Source organism: Desulfomonile tiedjei (assembly GCA_016212925.1).
Lineage (GTDB): Bacteria > Desulfobacterota > Desulfomonilia > Desulfomonilales > Desulfomonilaceae > JACRDF01.
In genome coordinates this window covers 170844-184746 of record JACRDF010000003.1, presented here as the reverse complement: position 1 = coordinate 184746, position 13903 = coordinate 170844, and the positions used below count along the sequence as shown (strand labels likewise).

Genomic DNA, 13903 nt, shown 5'->3' with positions numbered 1-13903 from the left:
TTTCGTAGGATGCGGTGAGTGAAGCGAACCGCATCATTCGAGGGATTAGAGGTATTATTCCCTGTGAGAACTTGTGCGACTCAAACAGCGACCGGTGCGGTTCCCACGCCCCAGGCGTGGTCACCAGCACCCTACGCGATCTGACACGTCGGCATTCCTGTGACGAGGAGGATTACCAATGAGAGCAAATCGTAATCGGATGACCAGGATGCTCACGGCAGCCGCAATCTTGGCTTGCATTCTGTTGCCTGTATCCGGAATCGCGGCCGATCCCTCAGTGAATAAAGAACTCCTGCGGGTAGCCTGGAACGGTTCTCTGGAGCAAGTCAAGGCCTTGCTGGCAAAGGGTGGGGACGTGAATGCCAAGCACACAAACGGCAAAACGGCCCTTATGGCCGCTGCTTGGGGGAAAAACCTCGAAGTCGTGAAATTCCTCATCGATAACGGAGCTGATGTGAATGCCAAGAACAACTATGGCAAGACAGTCCTTATGGCAACTGCCGAATGGGGAAACCCCGCTTGGGAAAATCTCCAAATCATAAAACTCCTCATTGATAAAGGCTGCGACATTAACGCCAAGGACGAAAAAGGACGAACTGCCCTCATGGACGCTATCTGGTGGAGATATCCCGAAGTCGTGCAATTCCTCATTGACAAGGGAGCCGACTTGAACGCCAAGGACGAAAAAGGGCGAACGGTTCTCATGGACGCTGTCAACTCTGGAAATCTAGAAGTGGCAAAACTCTTCGTCGATAAGGGTCTCGACGTGAATGCCAGGACCAAAAGCGGCGAAACGGCCCTTTTGCTCGCTGCGCATTGGACAGCTCAACTCAATCTGTGTCATGGCAGACGTGGCGAGCACGAAACCCAAGAGGATGCGGGTGCCAAGGCGAAAAGCTTCGAAGTCGTGAAATTCCTCGTCACCAACGGGGCCGACGTGAATGCCAAGGGCGAACACGGCGAAACGGCACTCATGATCGCTGCATTGTTGGAAAATCTCGAAGTGGTGAAATTCCTCATCGATAACGGGGCCGACCTGAATATCAAGGACGAGGGTGGCGAAACGGCTCTGAGCGGTGCTTCTGATGAGATTGTTCAGTGCTTGAAGGCTCATGGTGCAAAGTGATCCGGGATGGTACAAATGAAAGTGAGCAATTGGGGGAAGTGTTACGGGGCCGCTCATGGACCTAATAACACTGTCAGGGGAAGAACATGCATTTCTTTGTTTGCCCGCCGAATAATCAGGCACCAATGCTCTTTCATGCGAGTAAGCATGGCGGGCGTCCCGCGGGAACGCTACCATATCATGGTAGGGGCCGGGGTCTCGAAACTGTCTCAAAACTGACAATTTCGACACATGGGCGGTAGGGGCGGTTCGTGAACCGCCCTAAATCAGGGCGCTTCTCGAAGCGCCCCTACCCGGAAATATGTCCATTCCAGGGTTTTGAGACATTTTCTCTCTGCCGGCCCATGGTAATATTGCCTGTTTGATCGTGTCACTGCTGGACAAGCCAGCAGAAACTGTTTCAGAATTCAAATTTGAGCGGAAATCGTAGCGCGAATGGCCCTCACCCTGTCCCTCTCCCGCGGGGAGAGGGTTGGGGTGAGGGTGGTGAACCCCATGCCACCATCAGTCGTGCCACGATTTGAAAGTGCTCCCGAATTCTGAGCAATTTCGGCGGTGACACGCTTCGCGGGGGAAACCAATTAATTTTAGCGAATCGGGTGGCCTACCGGTTCCCGTAGGCAATCGCAAATTACTTTTGAACATCGAAACTGAACGCCACCCCGCTCTCTCTCCCACCCTCGGCTCCAATCCCTGCGGCCCTGTCAAATCATTTTCTCAAGGATTGTTGCATCAGGAGGGTAGACATTCCTGTTTGCGCGGTTCTTGAGCAGCAAACCGCGCCTTTACAGTCTGTAAAGACCCTTGACATGGACCCTGATCTGAATCGCAGTCAGGGAAGTCTCCCTACACAATCAACTGCTCCAAATCAGGATTGAAAGAGTCTGGTGGGATCCGTTTTCTCTTTTGGCACACACGGTGCATAAACGATTCCTAATTTGGGGGCGACGCAAAGCGGGTGGGCTTTACCGCAGCCGTTCATCTCCTGAAGCCCACCGATAGGTTCGGCGGTGGACGGCATAGTCAGAAACTCATTTAGATCCGGAAGCGGCTGCATGAAATTCGAAGGCCATAGGATGCAAGACTGGACCAACTGCCGAAACATGGCGTTGTGAAATATAAACAGGAGGAACTTGGAAATGAGGCGATTCCCGGTTGTGGAATTGATTCTGGCGGCTCTGGGCGTGGTGCTTATTTGTGCTCTCGATTCACTCGCTCAAGATGGCAAAGCGATGATCAGGGTCAGGGGAGCCGACAGCGTGGCAGGAAGGGTGGATCAATTGGCCAGGGTTTATATGAAAGACCATCCGGATGTCAATGTGGTCGTGCTCGGCGGAGCTAAAACCATAGGCCTGCCCTCGCTGCTGGACAAGTCCGGCGAGGTGGCTATGGCCCCCAGAAAGGCGACAGACACCGAAAGGCGAGAAGCCAGCGACAAGGGGATTGAACTTGTTGAACGGCTTATTGGACATGGAGGAATTGCCATAGTCCTGCATCAGGATAACCCGGTCGGCGAACTTACGATCGAGCAGGTGCAGAAGATACTGAAAGGAGACTACGATCGTTGGGATCAAGTCGGCGGGCTACCTGAACCGATTACGGTGTTCAGCGTGGGGGAAATGCATCAAGGAACCGTCCACTTTCTGGAAAACGACCTTCTGGGCAAGGCGTCTATCACAAAAAAGGCTGAGGTGGTATCCACCTTCGACACGGTCATGAGAAGAGTTGCCGAAACCAAGGGATCCATAGGATTCACAAGGATTCGAGACGCTCTTGAATCTCCCGTTTCACAGCAGGTCCAGTTCAAGATCATCAAACTTAAGCAGAATGTGGATGCACCGGCGATCCTTCTCACCAGAGAAGCCGTAGCTAACGGCAGCTACCCCCTTAAGCGGCCGTTTTTCCTATATCTCGATGCAAATGCAAAACCTGAAGTCAAAGGGTTCGTGGACTTCATCATCGGAAAAGGCTGGGGCTCGCAAAAACTTTAGAACCACTGCGCCACTAATACGTACGGTCGGCGGCGCAAAATGCGGCGGTGTTGGCGCACGGGGCGCGAAACAGGAGGAACATTCAGATGAGACGATGCCTGATTGTAGGATTGGGGTTGCTTGCCTTGGGTCTGGCGCTCTCTTCCACGCTTGACTCATGGGCACAGGATAACAAAACGTTGATACGAGTCAGGGGTTCCGATAGCGTGGCAGGAAGAGTGGACCAACTGGCCAAGCTTTATATGAAGGATCATCCGGAGGTCAATGTGGTCGTGCTCGGCGGGGCTAAAACCATAGGTTTGCCCGCGCTGATAGACAAATCCGGCGAAGTGGCCATGGCGGCCAGAAAGGCGACGGACCTGGAAAGACGAGAAGCCAACGACCACGGGATCGAGCTTGTTGAGCGACTCATCGGATACGGCGGGCTGACTATCATCGTAGATCAGGAAAACCCCATCAACGAACTTACCATCGAGCAGGTTCAGAAGATTCTAAAAGGAGAGTTCAACCGATGGGATCAGGTCAACGGCTCTGCCACCCCGATTACCGTGTTCAGCGTGGGAGAAATCCATCAAGGTACAATTCACTTTTTGGAAAACGACTTTTTGGGCAAGGCGCCTATCACCAAAAAGGCGGAGATCGTTTCCGGTTTCGAAACCTTGATAAGAAAAGTTGCTGAGACCAAAGGATCTGTGGGCTTCACGAGGATACGAGACGCTTTTGAGTCCCCTGCATCACAGCAGGTCCAGTTCAAGATCCTCAAACTTAAAGAGACCCCGGGTTCACCGGCGATTTTTCCGTCTCGAGATGCCATTGCTGACGGTAGCTACCCGCTCAAGCGGCCGTTTTTCCTTTATCTCGACACAAAGGCCAAACCCGAAGTCAAAGCATTCGTGGACTTTATCGTCGGGAAAGGTTGGGGAGCGCAAAAACTTTAGGGCCGCGGTGCTAACTATTTGCATGCTATGGCGGTTCTCGCAAGTTACCAGGGATTGACTCCCGGGCGCCACGGACCTGGGCTCCGTCAGGTCCGTGCCGGCGTTTTTGGAAAACGGCAAGGTTGTCCCCCGCATCGAACACCAAATCGAAAAGCGAGCCGATGGTACGGTAAAGATGGGAATCTTCTCGGTTATTGTGGCGACAAACCGGCAGGAAGCACGGACCTGGATAGGTCCAGGTCCGTGGCACCCAACACGGAAGGCATCGCTGGACAGAATGGGCTACTCCAGGCATTCCCCAAAGCTCTCCCCGAATGAGATCGTCCCTCGTTGGGCGGGCACGCTCGGTTCCGCCGGATCGCAGGCCTGGCTTTGCGCGCCATGCGTGCCAGCAGGAATGGTATACCACTTGCCACAATTTTTGACCGTATGTACAACCTGAGCTCCTAAAAAACCAGTAGGGACCAGCGTCCCTGCTGGTCCAAACTATAGTGATTCTCAAAAGTTTTCGCGGAATGAAGCCACAGCGGCGCCTAGGTCAACGGCGGCCAATAGGCCGCCCTACGGGAGATGACACCAAGCCTGGGACTACCAATGTAGGGCGGCCTATTGGCCGCCGCAAATTACGGGGTGAGTCAAGATGAAGCCGGCAGAGGCATCCGCTAGCAAATTCGTGATTAATTTCGAGAACAGGTATAATTGATTTATATTGGCAAAATGTGCCGGCACGGAGAAACTGTCTCAAACCTGATCATTTCACCACACGGTCGGTACGGCGCGGTCCGTGAACCGCCAGAAATCAGGGCGCTTCTCGAAGCGCCCCTACCCGGAAATCCGTCCATTTCAGGGTTTTGAGACAGTTTCCAGAGGCCGGCACCTACTACTTTCCCGGAACCGCTTTGCGCAATCGGACATTATTCTTGAAACTTGCTATAATTGATTCCGACGCGTCGGTTCCCTAACTCCCTTTCAGAGCTTCTTGAATGCGCTTCTCCGTTATCGGAAGCTCGTGAAAACGCACTCCGATCGCGTCGAAGATTGCGTTGGCAACGACAGCGCCCATGCAGGTAATAGCAGGCTCGCCGCCCTCTTGCGGTGGAACATCCGGATTGTCAACCAGGATGGCCTCGATTTCAGGCAACCATGAGAATCTGGGTATGTGATACGTGTCAAAACTAAGGTCCAGAATTTCACCATCTCGGAAACGGACTGTCTCGCTCAAGGCGTAACCCAGCCCCATCATGGCACACCCTTCCATCTGCATCTTCGCCCCTTCAGGATTGACGACCTGTCCCATGTCCTGCGCAAGCACAACCCGCTTGACCCCGCAACGGCCGCTGCCTTTGTCCACCTCTACTTGCGCCATTGCGGCTACATATGTTCCCTTGTAAATTACGCAAGCCAAGCCCTGGCCCTTGCCGCTCGGCGGCACGGCAGGAGACCACCCGAAGGCTCCTGCCGCGGTTTCCAATACTCGAAGCATGCGTTTGTCATTCAAATGAGTCAACCGAAATGCAAGCGGGTCCACACCCGCTGATGCCGCAAGCGCGTCCATGTGAGACTCGCGGGCAAATGTGTTGGTATTGCCGTTTGGTCCTCTCCACGGCCCGGTGTCAAACGGGTGTGAACTCCGGGTCTCACGCCAACCCCCGTAAGCAGCGGTTCGTTTGTGTGGGACCTCATAGAACGTCGGGGCCTTGTCGCCACCGGCAAAGTAAACGTGGTAATCCCAGAAAACGATTCGGTTGGATGCGTCCAGGCCTGAGGCCACCTTGACAATGGCCGCTGGCTGAAAGCTGTCGTAGAAAAACTCCTCGGCCCGGCTCCGGACCACTTGCACCGGCTTGCCTGTTAATTTGGCCAACCGGGCGGCTTCCACCGCGTGCCTGTTGCGTTCCTTCCCGCCAAAAGCGCCGCCAACTAATGGCGTGATGACACGAACATTTTGCAGAGGAAAACCAATCGCCTGGGCTACATCCTCCTGTGCGGCGAAAGGCCGTTGAGTGGACGCCCAGACTGTCACTTTGTCGCCCTCTATACTGGCGACAGCCGTGTGGGTTTCGATCGGGGCGTGAGCAACGTAGCCCTGTCGATAGGTAGCTTCAACTACCGTGGAGGCCAGCCCTTTCCCGTGCGCTAGATCGCCTGTTTCGGCCACAATGGTTCCGGAAGGCGCCACAGATAAGAGATGTTCAAAGATGTTCGAATCATTCAGGTTCGTGTGCGGTCGGTCGAATTTCGCCTGTACCAGGTTTAGTGCCTTTTCCGCTTCGTCAGGCGCAGCGTGAAGCGCGGCAATCATGTCCCCGTCTTGAACTATCAAGGCTCCCGCCACTTTGGTTGCCGCGGCGGTATCCACAGCCATCAACTTGGCCCCATGGGCCGGGGCGCGTAATATTCTGGCGTGAAGCATTCCCGGTAGAGAAATGTCACCGGCAAACTTCGCCTTGCCGGTAACCTTATCCAGAGCGTCGGTTCGTATCGCCGGTTTGCCGGAAACGGTGAAATCCACCAGCGCCTTTAGCCGGGGCTTTTCACCCAGGCGCCTCTCAATTCGCCTGCCTTTGGTCAACTCCCCATAAGATAATTTCCTGGCGGGCGCTAGCTTGTCCAACACGGCGCCTGTCTTGGTTTCCAGCCGATCCGGCGGAACGCCGAGACTCTCCGCAGCCAACTGGATCAAGATCGCGCGGGCTTCCGCGGCCGCGGCTCGCAAAGGGGGACCAAAATACTTTGTACTCATCGAGCCATAGGTCCCCGCGTCCCAGGGGCAGCGGTCCGTGTCACCCATAACCATGTCCACCGAGTTCAAAGGCACGTCAAGCTCATCGGCGAGCATTTGGGCCAAGGAAGTAATTATTCCCTGTCCCATCTCGATTTTTCCGGTGAAGCAGGACACTTTGCCATCTTCATTAATTCTCAAGAACGCGTTGAAGTCCTCCGGCAAGCCGCGTGTTACCGCGGACAGCGCTTCCGGAGCTTGCAACGGAAGGATCGGCGTAAAACAGACGATGATCCCTCCGCCCAAAACCTTGAGAAATTGGCGGCGATCAATGGTGAGTGAGCTGGCAGGCGCGGGATAATCTTCACTCAGCTTCTCGTGCTTCATGGCTTCACTCCCTCATTTGCTTGGCCGCGGTTTGTATGGCTCGGATGATTCTCTGATGTGCGCCGCACCGGCACAGGTTGTCATCCATGCTCCCGATGATGTCGGCCTCTGTCGGGGCCGGCTTCCTCAGTATCAAGCTATACGCATTGAGAATCATGCCGGGGGTACAAAAGCCGCATTGGAGGGCGTCGTGTTCCACGAAGGCTTTCTGAAGAGGATGAAGCCGGCCGTTCTTGGCGAGGCCTTCTATCGTCAGCACCTCTTTGCCCTTGATGTCGTTCACCGGGACCTGGCACGATCGAACAGCTTCTTTATTCAAGAGAATGGTGCAGGCTCCACACGTGCCTATTCCGCAGCCGTATTTCGTTCCTGTCAGGCCCAAATTAGACCTCAGTACCCACAGGAGCGGGCGCCCTGTATCTATCGTTAGCCGAGTCTGCCTATCATTTAGCCTGAACTCCAGCGTTTCAATCATTTCAGCCCCCTTTGGGCTTACGATTTGGACCTGTGGCGGACCCTCATTTCATTTTCCGAACACGTACTTCGATCCCTTCAGCCCCTTTCATCAACGCGGTAAGCTTGGAAATGTCCGTTTCGCCCGTATGATAAGGGTAGAGGACCTTCGGTTTGAATGCTTTGGCCGCGTCGGCCACCATTTCAGGGGTCATGGTGTACGGCAAGTTCATGGGCAGAAAGGCTATATCCACCTGCTGGAGACCCTTCATTTCCGGAGTGTTTTCCGTATCCCCGGCCACGTACACCCTCTTGTCCCCGAAGGTGATCACGTATCCGTTGCCCTCCCCTTTGGGATGAAACGGTTTGCCGGGTTCTCGCATGTGGACAAGATTGTACGCCGGCACCGCCTCAATCTTGAGGCCCCCCACCGTCTTCGCATCGCCGTTGGCCATGACCTCTCCGATCTTGGCTTTGCCCGCACAATTCTTGGTTAGGATTATCGCTGTCTTGTCCGTCTTGATTTTTTTGATTGCGTCCAGGTCCAGATGGTCCTGATGCTCGTGGGTGATGAGAATCAGGTCTGCTTTGGGCAGCTTGGAGTAGTCGGCAAGTTTTCCCCACGGGTCAACGTGGATAACCTTGCCGCCAAAGCCGAACATGAGCGTGCCGTGACCAATGAAGGTTATCTTCAGGTCCCCCTGTGATGTCTTGATGGTGTCGGTTTCAAGAGAACCTTGAGCCAGCACTCCGAACGGGAGGCACAAGACCAGCGCGGCCAATAGAGCCAATGATAGAGCCATAGGACACCTCCGCGGTAAGAATATTGGAACCTACGACTTCCTAAGCCAAACGGGGCGTTTTCCTCGGTTCGCCGATGGGTTCAAACAAAAGGTTACAGCAATGCAGAACCGTGTGTCTATACAAATCCCGCGGCCTAGGAATGACCCTATAGGTGGCTTTGAAGGCTTCTTATACGGCTTCCAAATCAGATAGTGGACTATTTGAGGACTTACAGCGTAAATCAGACAATCCTCGGTGATGGCAATGTTGGTGCGGGAATAGGCTGTAGAGTCATAGAATTGTTGAACGGCCTGGCAGCGAAGAGGTCGAAAGGAATGGGTTCCCCAGGGGCCCGGAGGCTTAAGCCTCCGGGGCACCTGGCAATGGCTACAAATTGTGGCTCACTCAGAAGCGAAGGTCAACAGACAACCCGGCACCGTACCACGAATCGGTCAATGTTGCGTGATTAATGATCTCATTGCCCGGTTGAAGCGCAGGAGTTCCAGTGTTGCTGATAACCGTGGAGCCGATGACGTTCAACTCCGATTTTCCCTCGCCGGTAAACCTCATCCAACTCCCTGTCACCCACGCGTTGAAGGCCAAGGTCTGATTCACGTTGAATAGGGCCTCGAAATCACCTTGTATGTACCGGCCGTCTTGTGCTTCCAACGTGAACCTGGATTCATGAATCTCCGTCTGGGTCGCGCTCTGGCAATGGAACAGAATAGGGTCAGTGAACTTGTTGAACCCGAACGGACTGCCTACCACGCGCCATTTGTAGTTGAGGATGTCACAGCATCTGCCTTTGCCACGCATACCGAAATAGGGGATCCAGACTTTGCTCAAGGGGTCGCCGGTCACCTGACCGACACCTCCCGGTCATATACGTGTACAGATGATCTCAGTCCCAGGATAAACAGGAATCGGATCGTTCTGCTCGATATCGATACGTCGAGCATTGTTTCTCGGGTCCTTGAGATGAAAGTCCACATGCTCGGTCCGGAAGCCTGCTTCCAACGCGTACAAGCTGTTCACCCACCATGCCGCTCCAGCTTCGGCGATCCACCACGTGAAGTTCTGGGCTGTCCATTGCCACGGGGGCACGAGATTGGCGTCCAGATTTTCACCGGCAAAAAACGGTCCGGCTAGGAGCGGGCCATCGTTATTAACAATCACGGTAAACGGTACGGCGGCAGCGGTCCCTTTGCCCGACGCAAACATATTCATCCTTACATTGGTCGGGATGTTGGCGCCGATTTGTCCGTATAGGACGATGTCCTGGATCGGCTGAAGTTCCACGCCGGTAAAACCAACCCAGAAGTTGTTATCAACCAGATCGAGGTCCATGCTGTCAAAAATACGCGCGGAATTGATTGTCTGGATATTGTTAGGGAAATTCGCGTGAAATTCCCTCCACTGGTAACCGGCTCGGGCCCAAGGGGAAATGACCCATCTTTCGTCAGGGAATACTTGCCGGTTTGGCTGGCCTATGCCACCCGGAAAAGGGGCCCACGGTGCCATGCCGGTCATTCCGGGCATTCCGGGTCCCGGAGGGGCCATCCCGGGCATTCCAGGGCCTGGACCAACCTGGGGCGGGGCCATGGGATACAAGGGTTGCACACCCTGCCCAATGGCCGCGCATGGCACCAAGGCCATCAGCAGAATGCCGAAAAGGATCAGAGTTTTTTTCATCGCCAAGTCTCCTGGGGAATTGGACGGTGAGCCAACTGTCAACCCATTCTTCAGGAAAGGGTTCAGGGAGTTGCCCGGCCGAGATTATTTCAGCCGAGGTGATTTATATCACAAATAAGCCATTATGTCAATAATCTGTACTATTTTATTAAACCATAAGTTTATGAAATTTCGATACTCCTTGGCCGATGACACTTTAACTGTTTATTTTGACGAGACAATTTAGCATACATACAAATGTGCCGTTGTCGGTAGTGGAAATTTGGCTCTTATGGCCGAGCATCAATGAATACATCATCCATATTATTATTAACTATAATTATCGTATTAATATAACTATATCTTTGGTGATATAACCTCTGCCGAGCCGCCGGGGCCGGGATATGACCAGTCGGTTGGATCACGACGCGAAAAGCCCACTCTTGAAGCCACCTTGCCTTGGATGTCCCCTCTGAAGCGGTTTTGCCCATGACACGGTCCGGGAATGGCGAACCGGGCTTACACGTCGTGCAGAACGGTCTGATACTAAAGCGCTTTCATATCAGCGACACTGAGAAGCCGGATACTTCCCGGACCTGGCCGAGCGCCTTCGCTACGAACGGCACGACCCGGCTTCCCCGGGAGGCCTCGCCAAGTCCGGCGTGATCAGGTATCGCTCTTTGAGCGCGCCCTGGTAATCAGTAGGTTGCGGGCCGGGGCCTGCGCGTCCGCGGGCCCATTCAAAAAAACAACCGGAAGGGCCTCACAATCTGTTCAAACGAGGCCCTCCCGGTCAGGTTGTCCCAAAATCTTGGATCCGAAATCTACATCCCTGTCCAATCCTTCTTATTGCCAAAAGCGAGCCATAGCAGCGCAGCAGTTACTGATACTATGAAAAGTATCTCCATTTCCCTCACCTCCACGATCTTCCTCCCTACATTAGCTACCGACACTCTGTCAATAGTATTTTCAGGCTCGGAGGCAACTCCTCAGTTAGGTGGGCATCTTCGGGTCCTGCAACTGCGAGGAGTGAAAATCCCGTGGAACGCTGGAAAGCAATATTGACAGTAGGACCGTCCCGCGCGAAACGCGGGATTGCCGGTCAGTCGTCACCCCAGACTCCGATCCGGGGTCCAGTCTGGATTCCCGCCTGCGCGGGAATGACGATGGACGGAACGCCCGTCCCACCGGAGATTGTGTAGCCTCGCTCGCAATGAAAATCTCTTGCTGCCGGTAACTGGGGAGTTAGGCCTTTGAGTAACCGTTCACCTGTCTGGAGGCGCTCAACCCAACAAGGCAGGCGATGTCTCACCGCTGAAGCAGCAGGGGGAGTTTCCTGAATGAGGTTCCACGTCTAAGCGCATGAACATGCGACAAGGCGTTTTTTCGTTTCATCGTCAGGCCCGATCTGTCACAATTCGGAAATCGCTGAATCGAGTCGATGCGGATGGCAAACAAGCGGCCGTAATCTGCATTCAAGGAAGGACTCCTCGTGCTCCTGGCAGCAGACAATCTTCATGGTCTAAATCCTGTTGTAGCCGACGCGATGAACAGGCTCGACCCCAAACCCATTCAAGAATTGGTCCGCCGATGTGAGCTAGGCGGAGCCAAGCTGATAGACATTAATCCGGGTTATCTGTCGCGTCGGAATGAGGATAGGATGGTTTTTCTTGTGGAAGCGGTTCAAGAGGTGACCTCTGCCCGCCTTATCCTGGACAGTCCAAATCCAAGGGTTATTCAAAGGGGCCTTGCCGCGTGCAAGGAAAAACCGATAGTCACCGGGATATCTCTGGAGGAGCGAAAATTGGGAGAAATCCTACCTCTGGCCGCGGAAAACGGGGCAGAACTGGTCGTGCTGTTGATGGACGAGCGCTCCTTCACTCCTCCAGGGCTAGAGGAAAAGATCGCGCTGGCCGTGGAACTCGCGGAGAAAGCCCTTGCCGCCGGGCTCGGATTGGACGACCTGATTTTCGACCCCATCCTCCCAAATCTGAGTTGGGAAGACGCATTTCCGAGAATATCCGAAGACGTGAAGGCTATTCGATTGCTGTCGAGTGGGGCGGTCTTTCAGGACCCGGCGCCCACCATGGTCGGCCTTTCGAATCTACGCAGCGGGAACAGGAACCGTTATCCTTTCGCTCTGGAAAAGACCTGTATGGCCTTGTTGGCCGGTGCGGGACTCCACTTGATGCTCGCGGACGTTTTGCAGCCGCATTTTTCTGAAGCTTTCGAAGCCCTAGGGAGGATGCTTTGAAACATGGAATTGAGGATGAGAACGAGCCCCATCAACTCGCAAAGAATAAGATGAATGCCCTTTCGAGCGATACGGGGGGCAATTTCTTCTCTGTAATCCGATCGGACTCCAGACCCCCGACGCATCCTTGAAAAAACGTTGTTTCTGGTTTGCTGGGCGGCTCCCGCCGTCGGCGGGAGCCGCCCAGCAAACAGGATACGGGAGTTTTTGGGGAGGGGTGTGGGGAGGCCCTTTTTGTTCGGCCTCCCCACAATCTTCCCCTTAAAGGCGTCCGGCCATGGAGTGCGCGTAGCCTGTAAGTTCAACGTACCCTTTGCCGCGAATCCGTTTCCCATCCCTCGACCCGTGTACTTCCACGGCCCCTTCCCAATAGGCTATTCCTGTTGACCGGCCCGTTACAAGCTCCTGATCTTCGACGAGCGGGGAAACGTCAAGATTAAGCCTTTCCGACGGAACTTCGATTGTCCATCCGGAGGGGTAAGACGCTCCGGTACGCGGACTGGTCCACGTGGATTTGGCTTCAATGCTGATGCCACGGTCAGCCAAGTCGGAGGATCCGCGGTCCGCTCTGACGAATGAGCCGAAAGGCGGGTCAAATGTCCCGTCTTTTCTCCGCAGGCGAAAGACCATTAGGTCCGTTCCGTCGTCCAGTTGGAGGCTGAACCAGTCCCATCCCACCTGGTCTTTGAGCAATATGGAGGACCCGAACTCATGGTCCATCCAGGCCAATCCGGTTACATGGTGCTTGATCCCTTGGAATATCAAATGGCCTCGGGCCTCGAGCCTGGTCAGCGAATAATAGTACGAGGCCTGATTTTCGGCTCCTCCCTTGGGGCTGTATCCCGCGTTCCCATGCAAGGTGACGGGTTTCTCCGGCACAAGTTCCAGATCGAGTGCGTATTCTCGTTCCTTTGCCGTGATGCGAATTTTCCCGCCGTCCCTTCGGGCTTCCCAATTTCGGACGTGGACATGCAAATCTTCCGTTGACGCGCCTGCCAGGCCCGGCCCTTCTCGTGAGATGAGATCAGTTTGAAAGAAACGACGATTCTTGACATCAGTGAGCGCGAAATGGGCAGGGTACACATCGCGAACAGACCATGAAGAACCCTTTCGGACAGATTCCTTTACTAAGCTGCGCCTGAAAAAGGTCAACTGAAATCCGTATTCTTGCTTATCCGATCGTAAGTTGCCGGTGAAGTACCACCATTCGGTTTGAAATTCCGGATGCTTACCGTGATCCTTCGGGAACGCGAAGGCCCTCCCTGGGGCAGCGTCCTTGAACGACGATTCGGCTGCCAAAATCACCGGGGCAGTCAGTGAAATCACCAATGACAGGACCGCAAGAATCTGTTTCAAATTTGTCCCTCTGTTTAATGTGACCGCGTTGTCTCCACATATATCAGTGATTGCCCGGAAAGCCCAACTGTGACCGCGTGCCGGGAGTCCGCGACAGACCTTTTTGCTCCACCCGCAACCGAATGGTTACCCGTTTTCTGACAAACAGTTCCCTCAGGCCGCACAACCTGATATAGACCAACCGGTCTTTATTCGGTATTGGAGCGTTGGTCTTGAGTTGAG

At 54.3% G+C, this 13903-nt stretch carries 10 protein-coding genes; 4 read left to right on the top strand and 6 right to left on the bottom strand.

What is annotated here, in order from left to right; all coding sequences use genetic code 11:
• The first annotated feature begins 178 nt into the window (after nt 1–178).
• The 3 genes from HY913_01410 to HY913_01400 all read left to right on the top strand — a co-directional run bounded on the left by HY913_01410 (nt 179) and on the right by HY913_01400 (nt 4055).
• Nucleotides 179–1126 (top strand): ankyrin repeat domain-containing protein, encoded by a 948-nt coding sequence (locus HY913_01410; GenBank protein MBI4961912.1) that lies wholly within the window; start codon nt 179–181, stop codon nt 1124–1126.
• A gap of 1139 nt (nt 1127–2265) precedes the next feature.
• Entirely contained in the window at nt 2266–3117 is an 852-nt protein-coding gene (locus HY913_01405) for a PstS family phosphate ABC transporter substrate-binding protein (GenBank protein ID MBI4961911.1), read from the top strand.
• 86 nt (nt 3118–3203) lie between these two features.
• On the top strand, nt 3204–4055 hold the full coding sequence (locus HY913_01400; GenBank protein ID MBI4961910.1) for a PstS family phosphate ABC transporter substrate-binding protein: 852 nt from the start codon (nt 3204–3206) through the stop codon (nt 4053–4055).
• Nucleotides 4056–5013: 958 nt separating this feature from the next.
• Here HY913_01400 and HY913_01395 read toward each other — a convergent pair.
• The 5 genes from HY913_01395 to HY913_01375 all read right to left on the bottom strand — a co-directional run bounded on the left by HY913_01395 (nt 5014) and on the right by HY913_01375 (nt 10092).
• Nucleotides 5014–7164 carry a xanthine dehydrogenase family protein molybdopterin-binding subunit gene (locus tag HY913_01395; protein ID MBI4961909.1) on the bottom strand — a complete coding sequence of 717 codons (2151 nt, stop codon included), beginning with the start codon at nt 7162–7164 and terminating at the stop codon, nt 5014–5016.
• A 4-nt stretch (nt 7165–7168) separates the two neighbouring features.
• Entirely contained in the window at nt 7169–7639 is a 471-nt protein-coding gene (locus tag HY913_01390; GenBank protein MBI4961908.1) for a (2Fe-2S)-binding protein, read from the bottom strand.
• A 43-nt stretch (nt 7640–7682) separates the two neighbouring features.
• A complete protein-coding gene (locus tag HY913_01385) occupies nt 7683–8420 on the bottom strand; it encodes an MBL fold metallo-hydrolase (protein ID MBI4961907.1) in 738 nt (245 codons plus the stop codon).
• Between the two features lie 385 nt (nt 8421–8805).
• Nucleotides 8806–9261, bottom strand: a complete 456-nt coding sequence (locus HY913_01380; protein ID MBI4961906.1) for a hypothetical protein — start codon at nt 9259–9261, stop codon at nt 8806–8808.
• Between the two features lie 18 nt (nt 9262–9279).
• Complete coding sequence (locus HY913_01375; GenBank protein MBI4961905.1) at nt 9280–10092, bottom strand: hypothetical protein; 813 nt, start codon at nt 10090–10092, stop codon at nt 9280–9282.
• A gap of 1471 nt (nt 10093–11563) precedes the next feature.
• Between HY913_01375 and HY913_01370 the strand changes: the two genes are divergently transcribed.
• Nucleotides 11564–12325 carry a dihydropteroate synthase gene (locus tag HY913_01370; GenBank protein ID MBI4961904.1) on the top strand — a complete coding sequence of 254 codons (762 nt, stop codon included), beginning with the start codon at nt 11564–11566 and terminating at the stop codon, nt 12323–12325.
• A 261-nt stretch (nt 12326–12586) separates the two neighbouring features.
• On the opposite strand, the gene HY913_01365 is transcribed toward HY913_01370, so the two are convergent.
• Entirely contained in the window at nt 12587–13681 is a 1095-nt protein-coding gene (locus tag HY913_01365; protein MBI4961903.1) for a carotenoid 1,2-hydratase, read from the bottom strand.
• Nucleotides 13682–13903: the final 222 nt, after the last annotated feature.

Bases quoted from the DNA above. Each gene is read 5' to 3' on its own strand.
- HY913_01410 (MBI4961912.1), top strand. From the start codon at position 179: ATGAGAGCAAATCGTAATCGGATGACCAGGATGCTCACGGCAGCCGCA.
- HY913_01375 (MBI4961905.1), bottom strand. From the start codon at position 10,092: ATGAAAAAAACTCTGATCCTTTTCGGCATTCTGCTGATGGCCTTGGTG.
- HY913_01400 (MBI4961910.1), top strand. From the start codon at position 3,204: ATGAGACGATGCCTGATTGTAGGATTGGGGTTGCTTGCCTTGGGTCTG.
- HY913_01390 (MBI4961908.1), bottom strand. From the start codon at position 7,639: ATGATTGAAACGCTGGAGTTCAGGCTAAATGATAGGCAGACTCGGCTA.
- HY913_01385 (MBI4961907.1), bottom strand. From the start codon at position 8,420: ATGGCTCTATCATTGGCTCTATTGGCCGCGCTGGTCTTGTGCCTCCCG.
- HY913_01395 (MBI4961909.1), bottom strand. From the start codon at position 7,164: ATGAAGCACGAGAAGCTGAGTGAAGATTATCCCGCGCCTGCCAGCTCA.
- HY913_01405 (MBI4961911.1), top strand. From the start codon at position 2,266: ATGAGGCGATTCCCGGTTGTGGAATTGATTCTGGCGGCTCTGGGCGTG.